Origin of the sequence: Pseudomonas sp. GL-RE-29 (assembly GCF_019947275.1) — a bacterium.
In the GTDB taxonomy this organism is placed as follows: Bacteria; Pseudomonadota; Gammaproteobacteria; order Pseudomonadales; family Pseudomonadaceae; genus Aquipseudomonas; species Aquipseudomonas fluorescens_A.
Map to the genome: position 1 here is coordinate 26,381 of NZ_JAGYGD010000039.1, position 14,990 is coordinate 41,370.

Annotated in this window: 14 protein-coding genes; 5 read left to right on the plus strand and 9 right to left on the minus strand. The window is 59.7% G+C overall.

The window, feature by feature from the left end; all coding sequences use genetic code 11:
* Positions 1–4: 4 nt before the first annotated feature.
* The gene (locus tag KGB21_RS25115) at positions 5–433 is read left to right on the plus strand and encodes a DNA polymerase III subunit chi (RefSeq protein WP_223507035.1); all 429 of its coding nucleotides are present in this window, start codon (positions 5–7) and stop codon (positions 431–433) included.
* Between the two features lie 8 nt (positions 434–441).
* The gene (locus tag KGB21_RS25120) at positions 442–837 is read left to right on the plus strand and encodes a hypothetical protein (protein ID WP_034150825.1); all 396 of its coding nucleotides are present in this window, start codon (positions 442–444) and stop codon (positions 835–837) included.
* A gap of 161 nt (positions 838–998) precedes the next feature.
* Here KGB21_RS25120 and KGB21_RS25125 read toward each other — a convergent pair whose 3' ends face one another.
* Entirely contained in the window at positions 999–1,760 is a 762-nt protein-coding gene (locus KGB21_RS25125; protein WP_223507036.1) for a sulfite exporter TauE/SafE family protein, read from the minus strand.
* A gap of 137 nt (positions 1,761–1,897) precedes the next feature.
* Between KGB21_RS25125 and xseA the strand changes: the two genes are divergently transcribed.
* Together xseA and KGB21_RS25135 are read left to right on the plus strand one after the other, a co-directional pair.
* On the plus strand, positions 1,898–3,277 hold the full coding sequence (xseA, locus tag KGB21_RS25130; protein ID WP_223507045.1) for an exodeoxyribonuclease VII large subunit: 1,380 nt from the start codon (positions 1,898–1,900) through the stop codon (positions 3,275–3,277).
* Between the two features lie 3 nt (positions 3,278–3,280).
* On the plus strand, positions 3,281–4,102 hold the full coding sequence (locus tag KGB21_RS25135; RefSeq protein WP_223507037.1) for a M23 family metallopeptidase: 822 nt from the start codon (positions 3,281–3,283) through the stop codon (positions 4,100–4,102).
* A gap of 131 nt (positions 4,103–4,233) precedes the next feature.
* Here KGB21_RS25135 and KGB21_RS25140 read toward each other — a convergent pair whose 3' ends face one another.
* Positions 4,234–4,812 (minus strand): hypothetical protein, encoded by a 579-nt coding sequence (locus tag KGB21_RS25140; protein ID WP_223507038.1) that lies wholly within the window; start codon positions 4,810–4,812, stop codon positions 4,234–4,236.
* Between the two features lie 167 nt (positions 4,813–4,979).
* On the opposite strand from KGB21_RS25140, the gene leuA reads away from it, so the two are divergent.
* On the plus strand, positions 4,980–6,659 hold the full coding sequence (leuA, locus tag KGB21_RS25145) for a 2-isopropylmalate synthase (RefSeq protein ID WP_223507039.1): 1,680 nt from the start codon (positions 4,980–4,982) through the stop codon (positions 6,657–6,659).
* Positions 6,660–6,863: 204 nt separating this feature from the next.
* On the opposite strand, the gene KGB21_RS25150 is transcribed toward leuA, so the two are convergent.
* The 7 genes from KGB21_RS25150 to ispG form a co-directional block, all read right to left on the minus strand.
* A complete protein-coding gene (locus tag KGB21_RS25150) occupies positions 6,864–7,655 on the minus strand; it encodes an amidohydrolase (RefSeq protein WP_034150829.1) in 792 nt (263 codons plus the stop codon).
* Entirely contained in the window at positions 7,643–8,791 is a 1,149-nt protein-coding gene (locus KGB21_RS25155; RefSeq protein ID WP_223507040.1) for a pyridoxal phosphate-dependent aminotransferase, read from the minus strand. Before KGB21_RS25155 ends, KGB21_RS25150 begins: the two co-directional genes overlap by 13 nt.
* A 222-nt stretch (positions 8,792–9,013) precedes the next feature.
* A complete protein-coding gene (gene der / locus KGB21_RS25160) occupies positions 9,014–10,483 on the minus strand; it encodes a ribosome biogenesis GTPase Der (protein WP_034150831.1) in 1,470 nt (489 codons plus the stop codon).
* A 241-nt stretch (positions 10,484–10,724) separates the two neighbouring features.
* Positions 10,725–11,876, minus strand: a complete 1,152-nt coding sequence (gene bamB / locus KGB21_RS25165; protein WP_034150832.1) for an outer membrane protein assembly factor BamB — start codon at positions 11,874–11,876, stop codon at positions 10,725–10,727.
* Positions 11,869–12,510, minus strand: a complete 642-nt coding sequence (locus tag KGB21_RS25170; protein ID WP_034150833.1) for a tetratricopeptide repeat protein — start codon at positions 12,508–12,510, stop codon at positions 11,869–11,871. Before KGB21_RS25170 ends, bamB begins: the two co-directional genes overlap by 8 nt.
* Before the next feature lie 42 nt (positions 12,511–12,552).
* A complete protein-coding gene (gene hisS / locus KGB21_RS25175; RefSeq protein WP_034150834.1) occupies positions 12,553–13,842 on the minus strand; it encodes a histidine--tRNA ligase in 1,290 nt (429 codons plus the stop codon).
* 37 nt (positions 13,843–13,879) lie between these two features.
* Positions 13,880–14,989 carry a flavodoxin-dependent (E)-4-hydroxy-3-methylbut-2-enyl-diphosphate synthase gene (ispG, locus tag KGB21_RS25180; RefSeq protein ID WP_003185136.1) on the minus strand — a complete coding sequence of 370 codons (1,110 nt, stop codon included), beginning with the start codon at positions 14,987–14,989 and terminating at the stop codon, positions 13,880–13,882.
* Between the last annotated feature and the right edge of the window lies 1 nt (position 14,990).

Consider the following 14,990-nt stretch of genomic DNA (forward strand, 5'->3'; position numbering starts at 1 on the left):
CGCAATGACCAAAGTCGACTTCTATATCCTGCCCAGCGCCGATCCTTCGGCACGTCTGGATTTTGCTTGCAAGCTCACCGAGAAAGCCTGGCGCATGGGCCACCGCGTCTACCTGCATTGCAGTGATGCGGCTCAACGCGACGATCTCGATGCGCGCCTGTGGACCTTCAAAGGTGAAAGCTTCGTGCCCCACGGTCCTGCTGAAAGCGAACCGGACAGCCTGATCGTGCTGGGTTTAGGCGATGACTGCGGTCAGCATCAGGACCTGCTGGTCAACCTCGACCTGAAAGTGCCGGCCTTTGCCCAACGCTTTGCCCGCGTGGCGGAAGTGGTGGTCGAAGATCCGGTGATACGCCAGGCCGCGCGGGAGAGTTTCCGTTTCTACCGCGAACAGGGCTATCCTCTGCAAGATCACCGTTTACAGCGACTCTGAGCATTCCGATGGACACTCCAAAACCGCTGCAAGATTCCGCGCACCTGCTGGACGACCTTGAGTCGATCCGCCAATTGCTCGGCGATGACAACCTGCAACCACCGCTGCTGACCGACACGGTCGAGGACGGTGACCAGGAACAGATTCCAATGCTGTTCGATACCGTCAGCGAACCTGCGCCGACTGTCGCACCGCCCCCCCCCAAGCCTGCTGCCGAACCGGCACCGGCACCGAGCGCCAGCAAAAACGCCGACGCCCTGCTGTACCTCGACAACGAACTGCGCGCCGCAGCGCAATTGATCATGCAAGACGTGATCGACGACTTCGCGCCGCACATCGAAACCGAAATCAAACGCCGCCTCAGTGCGCGGATGGAACGGTTGTTGAGCCAGTACAACGACTGATCCAAGCGCAAAAAATCTTTGTGGCGAGGGAGCTTGCTCCCGCTGGGCTGCGCAGCAGCCCAATCACCTGTCAGCCATTTTTTTCTGAAATCCGGCATCAATCCTTTTGGGGTCGCTACGCGACCCATCGGGAGCAAGCTCCCTCGCCACAGGGATGGTGATCAAGCGCTCAGATAGCGGCCAATCAGGGCAATCCCGCTAGCCAACACCAACCACGTCACCAATCGCACAAACGCTTCCCGGGACAAACGCATCGTCAGCCGCCGACCGACCCACAGCCCCAGCGCCATCGCCGGCAACAAGCACAGCGCCAACACCAGCAAGGGCAACTCGGCATACACGCCCGCTATCGCAAACAAGCTCAAGCGCACCACCGTGCTGCAGCTGATCAACGCACTTTGCGTCGCCCTCGCCTCATCTTTTGGCAGACGACTGTTCAGATAGATCGCATACAAAAACCCACCACTGCCAAACAACGCACCGAACATCCCACCCACTGTCCCCATCGGCACCGCCCAGGCTGCGGACAACTGCTCCGGCCGGACTTTTATCCACAAGCTGTAAATCGCATAGGCGCTGATAAACAGCCCCATCAACAACAGCAACAGATCGGATTTCAGGTTCAGCAGGAAAATCACGCCCAAGGTACAACCCACCGCCATGCAGGGCAGCAACCGTAGCAACTCCGGCTTGGCCACATCGCGCCGTGAGGGCAACAGATTGCCGAACGCCGCGACGAAATCCAGCAACACCAGCAGCGGTACGATTTTCGACAACGGCATGAACAGAATAAGAATCGGCCCGGCCACCAAGGCCGTGCCGAAACCGGCAATGCCAAACACGATATACGCCAGGGCGATCCCCGCCCCGATCACCAGCCAGCCCACCCCACCAAAATTCCATTGACCCAACAAATCGAACATTTCACCCAATCCCTGTAGGAGCTGCCGCAGGCTGCGATCTTTTGATCTTGCCCTTTGAACATCAAAAGATCGCAGCCTTCGGCAGCTCCTACAAGGGATCGTGCATTCAGCTGGAGAATGCCTTTATCATGCGCCCCATGATTAAAGATCCCTTTGCAAGACTCGGCCTCGACCGCGAAGTCCTGACCGTCAGCCAGCTCAACGGCCGTGCGCGGGTGTTGCTCGAAGACGTGTTCAGCAACATTTGGGTCGAGGGCGAAATCTCCAACCTCGCCCGCCCGGCGTCCGGCCACGTGTACTTCACCCTCAAGGACAGCGGCGCCCAAGTACGTTGCGCACTGTTCCGGCAGAACGCCGCGCGAGTCCGCCAGGCGCTGAAGGACGGTCTGGCAGTCAAGGTGCGCGGCAAGGTCTCGCTGTTCGAAGGGCGCGGCGATTACCAGTTGATCCTCGACACCGTGGAGCCGGCCGGTGATGGCGCCTTGCGTCTGGCCTTCGATGCCTTGAAGGAAAAACTCAGCGCCGAAGGCCTGTTCAGCGCCGAGCGCAAAGTGCCCTTGCCGGCCCATCCGCAACGCATTGGCATCATCAGTTCGCCGACCGGCGCGGTGATCCGCGACATCATCAGCGTGTTCCGCCGCCGTGCGCCGCAGATTCAACTGACGCTGATCCCCACCGCCGTGCAAGGCCGTGAAGCTACCGCGCAAATTGTCCGCGCCCTGAAACTGGCGGATGCCCGTGGTTTCGACGCGCTGATCCTGGCCCGTGGCGGCGGCTCTCTGGAAGATCTCTGGTGCTTCAACGAAGAAGCCGTGGCCCGCGCTGTGGATGCGTGCGTGACGCCGATCGTCAGCGCCGTCGGCCATGAAACGGATGTGTCGATCAGCGATTTCGTGGCCGACGTTCGCGCGCCGACACCGTCCGCCGCTGCCGAACTGCTCGCGCCGGATTCCAGCGACCTGGTGCGCCGGGTCGAAAGCTTGCATCGCCGCTTGGTGATGCGCATGCGCGACCGCCTGATGCGTGATCGGCTACGTCTGGAAGGCATCTCCCGTCGCCTGCGCCATCCCGGCGAACGCCTGCGCCAGCAAGCGCAGCGTCTGGATGATCTGGACATGCGCATGCGCCGCGCCTTCGAGCGCAGTCTCAATACCCGCCGCGAACGATTGATCCGATTGGAGACGCGTTTGGCCGGGCAACATCCCGGTCGGCAACTGGCGATGCTGCGCCAACGCCTCGACAGCCTCGCCGAACGCCTGCCCCGCGCCATCCGCGAAGGACTGAAAAGCCGTCGCTTGCAACTGCAAAGCCAGATGCAGACGTTGCACGTAGTCAGCCCGCTGGCGACCCTCGGCCGTGGCTACAGCATTTTGCTCGATGAGCGCGGCAACGCGATCCGCAACGCCGCGCAGACTCATACCGGCCAGCGCCTGAAAGCCAAACTCGGCGAAGGCGAGCTGCAAGTACGGGTCGAAGACAATCACCTGACGCCTGTCACCCTTTCTTTACTGGATTGATCCATGCCGCGTTTTTTCGCTTCGCTGCTGTTGCTGTGCCTGACTTTCAACGCCCATGCCGACAGCTACATCACCCGCCTGTTGAATAAACCGGTGCCGGGCGGCGTGGCCGTCGTCGACCTGGGCGCTTCCGCGCAAGCGCCGAAGGCCAGTTATCAGGGCAAACCGGTGTTGGTGGTCAAGGAGCAGAACAACTGGCTGGCGATTGTCGGCGTACCGCTGACGGTCAAACCGGGTGCCCAGTCCATTAGCAGCGGCGGCCGCAACCTGAGTTTCACCGTCGGCAACAAGAAGTATCCGGAACAACGCATTACCCTGAAGAACACCCAGCAAGTCAATCCGGACCCGGACAACCTCAAGCGCATCGAGCGTGAACTGGCCGAACAGATTGCCGCTTATCGCACCTTCAGCCCGAACACCCCGAGCAACCTGTTGCTGGACAAACCGGTCAACGGCCCGCTGTCGAGCAAGTTCGGTGTGCGCCGCTTCTTCAACGGTGAAGAACGCAATCCTCACTCCGGCCTGGATTTCGCCGTGGGCGCTGGCACACCAATCAAGACCCCGGCCGCCGGCAAAGTAATCCTGATCGGCAACTACTTCTTCAATGGCAACACGGTGTTTGTCGATCACGGCCAGGGCTTTATCAGCATGTTTTGCCATATGTCGAAAATCGACGTGAAGGTCGGGCAGCAATTGGCTCGCGGTGGTGTGGTGGGCAAGGTCGGCGCGACCGGCCGGGCGACCGGGCCTCATATGCACTGGAATGTCAGCCTGAATGACGCGCGGGTGGATCCGGCGATTTTTATCGGGGCGTTTCAGCCTTAGTTATTGGGTGAAGCGGATTCCCCCATCGCGGGCAAGCCCGCTCCCACAGGTTCGGCGACGTACATAAATGTTATGAACACCATCGCCAACTGTGGGAGCGGGCTTGCCCGCGATGGCGATTGCACAGGCACTTACTCCGCCTCCAAATCCTCAATCCCATGCACCTCGCGATCCGCCAGGCAATGCTTGATCCACTCCTGAGTTTCCTGCGAGAAACCCATCAATTCCTCACCCGAGATCAACTCCCGGGCACACAACCCGAGCAGATGCGAACGCGCTTCGTGACGTGAAAACCTGAACACGCCAAACGCCCAATACAGCTCCTTCTGCCCCGCCTTGAGTGTTTCCTCGCTGGCATCAATCCGTTCGTAGGGCGCAATGCTCTTGTCCAGCACCGTTTTTTCCACATCCGCCAGAATCCGCACGCACATCCGCTCACGGGCCAACGGGCGCAACACGCAATAGAGCTTCCAATCGGACTCGTTCATCACCGACTCCTGCTTGCCAATCGAGGCTTTAAGAATAGCTTCACTGACACCGTCCGGCGCCGAAACCCTCGATTGCGCATCGCTCAAACCTTGCGCAAACAACCGAACGATCGCCATGAACCAGAGCAATAAAATCTCGATAAATACGGCGTCACGAGTATTCCTCTCAATTTTTTTCGACTGCTTGCCATCCTTCCCCCTCGCGGTTAGGGTTGAAGGCATGAAAACCTCTCACACCCTCATTCAGCTTCGCCAGCACCGCAGTTTGTGCCTAGTCAGCGCACGACTGCCGGGCTGAATCGCAGCGCCTCGTCTTACGCTCCACCCCAGAACATTTTGATCCACCGGCAGGCCGCCTTTTTTCGGCCCACACAATAAGGATTATCCCGATGAGCATGCTCAAAGACCCGTCTTCAAAATACCGCGCGTTCCCGACCATCGATATCCCGGACCGTACCTGGCCGTCGAAAACCATCACCACCGCGCCGATCTGGTGCAGCTCCGACCTGCGTGATGGCAACCAGTCGCTGATCGAACCGATGGACGCCGTCAAGAAGCTGCGCTTCTGGAAAACCCTGGTGCAGGTCGGCGTGAAAGAAATCGAAGCCTCGTTCCCGGCCGCGTCGCAAACCGACTTCGACTTCGTGCGCACCCTGATCGAAGACGGCCACATCCCGGACGACACCACCATCCAGGTGCTGACCCAGGGCCGTGAAGACCTGATCGAGCGCACTTTCGAATCCCTGCGCGGGGCGAAGAAAGCCATCGTTCACCTGTACAACGCGACCTCCCCTTCCTTCCGCCGCATTGTCTTCAACCAGGACAAAGACGGGATCAAGGAAATCGCTGTCAGCGCAGCCAAGCTGTTCGTCAAATATGCGGCCCAGCAGCCTGAAACCGAGTGGACCTTCGAATATTCGCCGGAAACCTTCAGCGCTACCGAGCTGGAATTCGCCAAGGAAGTCTGTGACGCGGTGATCGAGGTCTGGAACCCGACGCCTGAGCACAAGATGATTCTGAACCTGCCGGCCACCGTGGAATGCGCGACCCCGAACATCTATGCCGACCAGATCGAATGGTTCGGCCGTCACATCAACCGTCGTGACAGCGTGATCATCAGCCTGCACACCCACAACGACCGTGGCACTGGCGTGGCCGCCACCGAGCTGGGCCTGATGGCTGGCGCGGACCGTGTCGAAGGCTGCCTGTTCGGCAACGGCGAGCGTACCGGTAACGTCGACCTGGTGACCGTGGCGCTGAACATGTACACCCAGGGTCTCGACCCTCAACTGGACTTTTCCGACATCGACGGCGTGCGCAAAGTCGTCGAAGAGTGCAACCAGATCCAGGTTCACCCGCGTCACCCGTACGTCGGCGACCTGGTGCACACCGCGTTCTCCGGCTCCCACCAGGATGCGATCCGCAAGGGCTTCGCCCAGCAGGAATCCGATGCCTTGTGGGAAGTGCCGTACTTGCCGATCGACCCGGCCGACATCGGCCGCAGCTACGAGGCAGTGATTCGCGTCAACAGCCAGTCGGGCAAGGGCGGTATCGCCTACCTGTTGGAACAGGAATACGGCATCAGCTTGCCGCGTCGCATGCAGATCGAATTCAGCCAGGTCGTGCAGCGCGAAACCGATCGCCTGGGCCTGGAAATGACCGCCAAGCAGATTCACTCGCTGTTGATCAGCGAGTACCTGCAGGCCAATACCCCGTACGCGCTGGTCAGCCATCGCCTGCAGGAAGAAAACGGCAACAGCGCCGTCGAAGTTGAAGTGGCGAGCAAGGGTCAGGGCGAAACCAACCTGCACTGGCGTGGCAAGGGCAACGGCGCGTTGGAGGCCCTGGTGGCCGGCCTGCCGATCCCGGTGGAAATCATGGACTACAACGAACACGCCATCGGCGCGGGCACCAATGCCAAGGCGGCGGCCTACATTGAACTGCGTGTGAACGGTGAACGTGCGGTGCACGGCGTGGGTATCGATGAAAACATCACCACGGCCAGCTTCAAGGCGCTGTTCAGCGCACTGAACCGCTCGCTGAGCCAGCCGGAAGCGAAAGCGGCGTAAGCCATCGCTGAAATACAAAAGGCCCCGGGATGCGAATCCCGGGGCCTTTTTGTTTGTCTGCGGGTTATGCGTTGCCTGTTCTGGCCCCATCGCGGGCAAGCCCGCTCCCACAGTTGACCGTTGTGAACACAAATTTTATGTACACCCAGATACCCTGTGGGAGCGGGCTTGCCCGCGATGAGGCCATGTCAGGCAGCGAAAATCTCAGGTGAACTCGAAGGTATCGGCATCCAGGTTCGCCGGAAATCTTGTGCGGTACGCCGCCAATTCCGCCGCATCCAGCACTACCTTGAACACCCCGTCCGCCTCCCCCGCACTGAGCAACGTTTCACCCTGAAAATCCAGCACCTGACTGTCACCGGTATACGCAAAGCCTTTACCGTCAGTACCGATGCGATTCACCGCCGCCACATAGCAGAGGTTTTCAATCGCCCGAGCCGGCAGCAAGCGGTTCCAGTGCTGACGCCGTGCACCCGGCCAGTTTGCCGTGTACAGCAGTAAATCAGTGTCCTGGGCGTCGCGACTCCACACCGGAAAGCGCAGGTCGTAACAAATCAACGGCCGCACGCGCCAGCCCTTGAGTTCGAACTGCACCTGACGCTCGCCGGGGGTGTAGTGATTGTGTTCGCCGGCCATGCGGAACAGATGGCGCTTGTCGTAGTGCAACACCTCGCCATCCGGTCGAACCCACAACAGACGATTGCGATGGCTGCCGTCGGCGGCCTGGACGATGACGCTGCCGGTAATCACCGCATCAAGCTTCGCTGCCTGAGCCCGCAGCCATTTGCTGGTGGGACCGTTTTCCGGCTCGGCGAGGGTCTCGGACTCCATGGAAAATCCAGTGGTGAACATCTCCGGCAGGATAATCAGATCAGCGCCCCGAGCCTGTTCCAGCAACGGTTCGAAATGCTCCAGATTGGCCTGACGGTCATGCCAGGCCAGCGAGGTCTGGATCAGCGCAACGGTCAGGTTCGGCAGCGCACTCAGATCACGCATAGCTTTTCCGCTGCTTCACGCAGCGTCTCCTCGCGTTTGGCAAAACACAGCCGCACCAGGCGCTGGCCCTCGGGAGGCGTCTGGTAGAACACCGAGATCGGGATGCTTGCCACGCCGTGTTCGCGGGTCATCCACAACGCCATTTCCACGTCATTAAGGTCCGGACGGATCTGCGAATAATCGACCAACTGGAAATACGTGCCGGTCACCCGGGTAAAACTGAAACGCGAAGGCGCTAGCAGATCGCAAAAAAGATCGCGCTTGGCCTGATAGAAACCCGGCAGCTCATCGATGTGTTCCGGATGCTCGGCCATGAAATCAGCCAGAGCATATTGCAGCGGCGTCACGCCGCAGAAGCTGACGTATTGATGCACCTTGCGCAGCTCCGCCGTCAGGGCTGGCGGCGCGACCACATAGCCGGTTTTCCAGCCGGTGACGTGGTAAGTCTTGCCGAAGGAGCTGACCACGAACGCGCGCTGGTACAGTTCTTCGTGATTCAGCACGCTGACGTGAGGCACACCGTCGAACACCAGGTGTTCGTAGACTTCATCGCTGACGATGTAAATGTCGCGATCGCGGATCAAATCCGCCAACTGATCCAGCTCGGCACGGCTGATCAGCGCACCGCTTGGGTTGTGCGGCGTATTGAGCACAATCATCCGCGTGCGCGGCGTGATCGCGTCAGCCAACTTTTGGAAGTCGATGGAGAAGTCATTCAGCCCAAGTTGCACATGCACGCAACGACCACCGGCCAGTTCCACCGAGGGCTCGTAACTGTCGTAGCAAGGATCGAACACGATCACTTCGTCGCCGTTGTGGATAACCGCCTGAATCGCACAGAAGATCGCTTGAGTGGCGCCAGGAGTGACCGTCACTTCATGATCGGCATCCACGTTGACGCCATAGCTGCGCGCGATCTTCGCAGAAATCTGCTGACGCAGCGCCGGCAGGCCGGTCATCGGTGAATACTGGTTGTGGCCACTGGCAATATGCCGGCCAACCGCATCGCACAGGGCCTGCGGGGCATCGAAATCGGGGAAACCCTGGGACAGGTTGATTGCCCCGGTCTGCGCCGCGAGTTGAGACATCTGAGTGAAGATAGTGATGCCGACATTCGGCAGCTTACTGCTGATCATTGGTGATTCCCTGCTCTACACCCGGCTCTACGTCGGCGCGGGAGAGCCCGAGGATAGCCCATCCGGCGCCCATAAAAAAAGGGCGCTCTGGTGAGCACCCTTTTTATGACCGAGCCCTGTAGGAGCTGCCGCAGGCTGCGATCTTTTGATCTTGTTTTTTTTAAGATCAAAAGATCGCAGCCTGCGGCAGCTCCTACAAGAGCGGACGACGGCCTTCAGGAATCAACGCTTGTCGCGGCGCTTCTTGTCGGCCTTCTTGTTGTGCGACATCAAGCGACGCTTCTTGTTGACCTGACGGTCCGTCAGCGAGTTCTTGTTGCCTTCGTACGGGTTCTCGCCGCCCTTGAACTCGATGCGGATCGGCGTACCGACCAGCTTGAGCACACGACGGTAAGTGTTTTCCAGATAACGAACGTACGACTTCGGCACTTTCTCGATCTGGTTACCGTGAATCACGATGATCGGCGGGTTAGCACCACCCAAGTGGGCATAACGCAGCTTGATCCGGCGGTTGTTGACCATCGGTGGCGCGTGCTCGCCAACCGCATCTTCCAGGATCTGGGTGAGGCGGTTGGTTGGCCAGCGGGTGACCGCGGACTTGAACGAGTTCTGTACGGAAGCGTAGAGGTTGCCCACGCCAGTGCCGTGCAGCGCCGAGATGAAGTGGATGTCGGCGTAGTCAACGAAGAACAGGCGACGCTGCAGCTCGACCTTCACGAAGTCGCGCTCGCTCGGCGTCATGCCGTCCCACTTGTTGATCGCGATAACCAGTGCACGACCCGACTCAATGGCGAAGCCCAGCAGGTTGAGATCGTGATCCACCACACCTTCGCGGGCGTCCATCACGAAGATCACCACGTTGGCGTCTTTGATCGCTTGCAGGGTTTTAACCACGGAGAACTTTTCAACTTCTTCGTGGATCTTGCCGCGCTTGCGCACACCGGCGGTGTCGATCAGCGTGTACTTCTCTTCATTCCGTTCGAACGGGATGTAGATACTGTCGCGGGTGGTGCCGGGTTGGTCGTAGACGATAACCCGGTCTTCACCGAGCATGCGGTTGACCAGGGTCGACTTGCCAACGTTCGGACGGCCGATGATGGCGATCTTGATCCCGTCTTTTTCGCTCGGGCCAGGAATGCGCTTGGCTTCCTCGCCTTCGGCAACGATCTCTTCCTCGCCTTCTTCCGGCTCTTCTTCGTCTTTCGGGAAGTCGCTCAGGGCGATTTCCAGCATCTGGGTGATGCCACGGCCGTGAGCACCGGCGATCGGAATCGCGTGGCCCATGCCCAACGGAGCGAATTCGGCGCGGGCCATTTCAGGGTCGATGTTGTCGACTTTGTTGGCCACCACGTAGGAACGCTTGTTACGTTTGCGCAAATGCTCGGCGATCATCTGGTCGGCGGCGGTGAAACCGGCCTTGGCATCTACCAGGAACAACACAACATCCGCTTCTTCAATGGCCAGCAGCGACTGCTCGGCCATTTTTTCGTCCATACCGTGCTCGTCACCGGAGATACCGCCGGTGTCGACCAGAATGTAGGAACGCCCTTGCCACTTGGCCTCACCGTATTGGCGATCACGGGTCAGACCGGACAAGTCGCCGACGATGGCGTCGCGAGTCCTGGTCAGGCGGTTGAACAAGGTGGACTTGCCGACGTTCGGTCGGCCCACCAGGGCGATTACGGGAACCATGCGGCTCTCCACTTCGTTATTTCAGAAAATACAAAAGCCGCTGCGAGGCAGCGGCTGGTGCTCGGGGCATCACCGTGGCTGTTTTTGTGGGAGCGAGCCTGCTCGCGATAAACGCAAAGGCACCGCATTCATTCAGGCCGCAAACGTTATCGTTGACGTCCATCGCGAGCAGGCTCGCTCCCACATTTCATACCCACAAGTGAAGCAGCCTGGGGGGTTAACCCCAAGCATAGTCAAACCTTTACTTAATGGTCAGGGCTTCCAGTTTGCCGCTGTTGCCATATACATAAATCGTGTCACCCACCACCAGCGGACGGGCACGCAGGCCGTCGCTGTCGATGCGCTCGCGGCCGACGAAACGACCGTCCACCTGGCTCAGCAGGTGCAGGTAACCTTCCAGGTCACCGACTGCAACGTAGCTGGAGAACACTTCCGGAGCCGACAGTTCACGGCGGGCCAAAGCATCGTTGCTCCACAAGGCTGAGGTAGAACGCTCGTCGACGCCTTCAACGGTGCCCGAAGACAGGCTCACGTAGACGCTGCCGAAACCCTGGGCGACACCGGCATAGCTGGAAGCATCACGCTGCCAGAGCTGACGACCGCTTTGCAGGTCCAGTGCCGCTACGCGACCCTGGTAGCTGGCGACGTAAATCGTTTCGCCGGACAGCAGCAAGCCACCGTCGATGTCGACCACGCGCTCCAGTTCCGAACGACCTTGCGGGATTGCTACACGCTGCTCCCACACCGGCACGCCGTTGGAAATGTCGAGAGCGACCACTTTACCGGTCGAAAAACCAGCCACAGCGAGGCGGTTGGTAACGATCGGTGCGCTGGTACCGCGCAGGGTCAGGACCGCAGGCGTGCTGTCATACAACCAGCGCTGGTTGCCGGTCGCGGCATCCAGACCGATCAGACGGTCGTCCTGAGTCTGAACCACCACCACATCACCATTGTTGGCCGGTGGTGCGAGGACTTCGCTGGACACGCGAGCGCGCCATTTCTCTTCGCCGTTGATGGTGTCCAGGGCAACGATTTCACCCTTGATCGTACCGATCGTCAGCAGACCGTAACCCACGCCAACGGCGCCGGAAACAGGCAGTTCGAGATCTTTCTTCCATTTCACGTCGCCGTTGCTGCGATCCATCGCCATCACCACACCGGTCACGTCGGCGGCATAGATGGTATCGCCATCGATTGCCGGAACCAGCATGTTGTAGCTATCGCCCTGACCGTCACCGATCGAACGGCTCCACTGCTTTTGCAAAACCACTTCTTCTTTGAAGTCGGTCAACTCGGCCGGCGGCAGTTCTTTTTTGCTGTTGCTGCTGCAACCCGCGGCCAAAACGGCCAGAGCCAGCAATGCTGCATGTTTCCAACGGATCACGTCACGCATCCCCTTTGGCCAGATCGTCCAGCTTGATTTGTAGGCCACCGACCGCCGCTTCATCCGACAGTGCCGCCTTGGCTTTTTGATACGCCGCGTGTGCTTCATCGGTACGACCCAACTGCACCAGCAGGTCGCCCTTAAGTTCTTCGCGAGTGGCCAGGAACGCTTTGTCGGCATCGCCTTCAAGCAGTTTCAGGGCTTCATCGGCCTTGTTCTGCGCGCCCAGTACCTGCGCCAGGCGCTGACGGGCGATTTCGCCCAGTGCCGGGTTGGCAGGTTTGGCGACGATGGCTTTCAGCTCGGTAACTGCGTCATCCAGCTTGCCACTGTCGACAGCGACTTTCGCTACGAACAGGCTGCCGTATTGCGCATAGGCACTGCCGCCGAACTCACTGTTGAGCTTGCCGGCCAGGTCGGAAACACGGGCCGCATCAGGCTTGCCATCCGGCGTCAGCGTGGTCTCCAGCAGTTGCTGATAGAGCACCGAGGCGCCTTGCGACTGGTTGTTCTGATACTTGTGAAAGGCTTGCCAGCCGAACACGATAACCAGCGCCAACAGGCCGCCAGTGACCAGGGGCTTGCCGTTGCGTGACCACCAGTCCTTCAAATCCGCCAGCTGTTCGTCTTCGGTACTCGACACCCCAATACTCCTTAATCACTAAATCGGCTGTTTAAGACAGCTTCAACCCTGCACGACGCAGGTGGCCAGGTGAGCGGCAAGCGCATCCCAGGCAATGCTTTGTTGTTCGCCCTGGCCACGCAGGGGTTTGAAACCTACCACTTGCTGGGCCATTTCGTCGTCACCGAGGATCAGCGCATACAGCGCGCCGCTCTTGTCAGCTTTCTTGAACTGGCTTTTGAAACTGCCGGCGCCGGCATTCACTTGCAGGCGCAGGTTGGGCAACTGATCACGAACGCGCTCCGCCAGGGTCAGGCCGGCGAGTTCGGCAGCTTCACCGAAGGCACAGAGGTAAACGTCGACCTGACGGGAGATCTCTTCCGGGATCTGCTCCAGGGTTTCCAGCAGCAGAACCAGACGCTCGATACCCATGGCGAAACCGACGCCAGCGGTGGGCTTGCCACCCATCTGCTCGACCAGGCCGTCGTAACGACCACCGGCACACACGGTGCCCTGGGCGCCCAGTTTGTCGGTGACCCATTCGAAAACGGTCTTGCTGTAGTAATCGAGCCCGCGCACCAGCTTCGGGTTGATCACATAAGGAATGCCGGCGGCGTCCAGGCGAGCCTTGAGGCCCTCGAAGTGCACGCGGGATTCATCGTCGAGGTAGTCAGCCATCTTCGGCGCGTCGACCAGGATCGCTTGTGTGTCGGCGTTCTTGGTGTCCAGTACCCGCAACGGGTTGGTTTTCAGGCGGCGCTGGCTGTCTTCGTCCAGCTTGTCCAGATGCCCGGACAGGAACTCGACCAGAGCTTCGCGATAACGACCACGGGATTCGCTGGTGCCCAGGCTGTTGAGTTCGAGCTTGACCGCATCGCGGATACCCAACTCGCCCCACAGGCGCCAGGTCAGCACGATCAGCTCGGCGTCGATGTCCGGACCGTCGAGGTTGAACACTTCGACACCGATCTGGTGGAACTGGCGATAACGGCCTTTCTGCGGACGCTCGTGACGGAACATCGGGCCGATGTACCAGAGTTTCTGCACCTGGCCACCGCCGGTGATGCCGTGCTCAAGCACCGCACGCACGCAGGCAGCCGTGCCTTCAGGGCGCAGGGTCAGGGAATCACCGTTACGGTCGTCGAAGGTGTACATCTCTTTTTCGACGATGTCGGTCACTTCACCGATGGAGCGCTTGAACAGCTCGGTGAACTCGACGATCGGCATGCGGATCTGCTTGTAACCGTAGTTATCCAGCAGACGCGAAACGGTGCCCTCGAAATGACGCCACAGGGGAGTCTGTTCGGGCAGGATGTCGTTCATGCCACGAATGGCTTGCAGAGACTTGCTCACAATAAATCCTTAAATTCGTTCGGCTCTTCAGTCAGTCTCAACCGCGCGCAATGACGGCAGCGTCAGCTTCGACCTTTTCGGCCGCTTTCTGGCGGATCAAGCGTTCGAGCTCATCCACCAGATTGTCATTCGTCAGTTTCTGCGACGGCTTGCCGTCGATGTAAATCAGGTTTGGCGTGCCGCCGGTCAAGCCGATATGGGCTTCCTTGGCTTCGCCCGGGCCGTTGACCACGCAACCGATCACCGCAACATCCAGCGGCACCAGCAGGTCTTCGAGGCGCCCTTCCAGCTCGTTCATGGTCTTGACCACATCGAAGTTCTGCCGCGAGCAGCTCGGGCAGGCGATGAAGTTGATGCCACGGGAACGCAGGTGCAGGGACTTGAGAATGTCGTAGCCGACTTTCACTTCCTCGACCGGGTCGGCCGCCAACGAGATGCGGATAGTATCGCCAATCCCTTCGGCGAGCAGCATACCGAGGCCCACGGCAGATTTCACTGTGCCGGAACGCAAACCACCAGCTTCGGTGATGCCAAGGTGCAGCGGCTGGACGATTTCCTTGGCCAGCAAGCGGTACGCTTCGACGGCCATGAACACATCCGAGGCTTTCACGCTGACCTTGAAGTCCTGGAAGTTCAGGCGTTCAAGGTGCTCGACGTGGCGCAACGCGGACTCGACCAGCGCGGCAGGCGTCGGCTCGCCGTATTTCTTCTGCAGGTCTTTTTCCAGGGAACCGGCGTTGACACCGATGCGAATCGGAATACCGCGGTCACGGGCAGCGTCGACTACAGCTCGCACGCGATCTTCACGACCGATATTGCCTGGGTTGATCCGCAGGCAGTCCACGCCCAACTCGGCTACGCGCAATGCAATGCGGTAGTCGAAATGGATATCGGCAACCAGCGGCACCTTGACCAGTTGCTTGATCTTGCCGAACGCTTCGGCAGCGTCCATGTCCGGGACGGAAACCCGCACGATATCGACGCCGGCCGCTTCCAGACGATTGATCTGGGCGACGGTGGCTGCGACATCATTGGTGTCGCTGTTGGTCATGCTCTGCACAGCGATAGGCGCATCGCCGCCCACCGGTACGTTGCCGACCCAGATCTTGCGCGATTCGCGACGTTTGATTGGAGATTCGCCGTGCATG

Bases quoted from the DNA above. Each gene is read 5' to 3' on its own strand.
- KGB21_RS25135 (WP_223507037.1), top strand. From the start codon at position 3,281: ATGCCGCGTTTTTTCGCTTCGCTGCTGTTGCTGTGCCTGACTTTCAAC.
- der (WP_034150831.1), bottom strand. From the start codon at position 10,483: ATGGTTCCCGTAATCGCCCTGGTGGGCCGACCGAACGTCGGCAAGTCC.
- KGB21_RS25120 (WP_034150825.1), top strand. From the start codon at position 442: ATGGACACTCCAAAACCGCTGCAAGATTCCGCGCACCTGCTGGACGAC.
- ispG (WP_003185136.1), bottom strand. From the start codon at position 14,989: ATGCACGGCGAATCTCCAATCAAACGTCGCGAATCGCGCAAGATCTGG.
- KGB21_RS25115 (WP_223507035.1), top strand. From the start codon at position 5: ATGACCAAAGTCGACTTCTATATCCTGCCCAGCGCCGATCCTTCGGCA.
- bamB (WP_034150832.1), bottom strand. From the start codon at position 11,876: ATGCGTGACGTGATCCGTTGGAAACATGCAGCATTGCTGGCTCTGGCC.
- KGB21_RS25125 (WP_223507036.1), bottom strand. From the start codon at position 1,760: ATGTTCGATTTGTTGGGTCAATGGAATTTTGGTGGGGTGGGCTGGCTG.
- leuA (WP_223507039.1), top strand. From the start codon at position 4,980: ATGAGCATGCTCAAAGACCCGTCTTCAAAATACCGCGCGTTCCCGACC.
- KGB21_RS25155 (WP_223507040.1), bottom strand. From the start codon at position 8,791: ATGATCAGCAGTAAGCTGCCGAATGTCGGCATCACTATCTTCACTCAG.
- KGB21_RS25140 (WP_223507038.1), bottom strand. From the start codon at position 4,812: ATGCCTTCAACCCTAACCGCGAGGGGGAAGGATGGCAAGCAGTCGAAA.
- KGB21_RS25150 (WP_034150829.1), bottom strand. From the start codon at position 7,655: ATGCGTGATCTGAGTGCGCTGCCGAACCTGACCGTTGCGCTGATCCAG.
- xseA (WP_223507045.1), top strand. From the start codon at position 1,898: ATGATTAAAGATCCCTTTGCAAGACTCGGCCTCGACCGCGAAGTCCTG.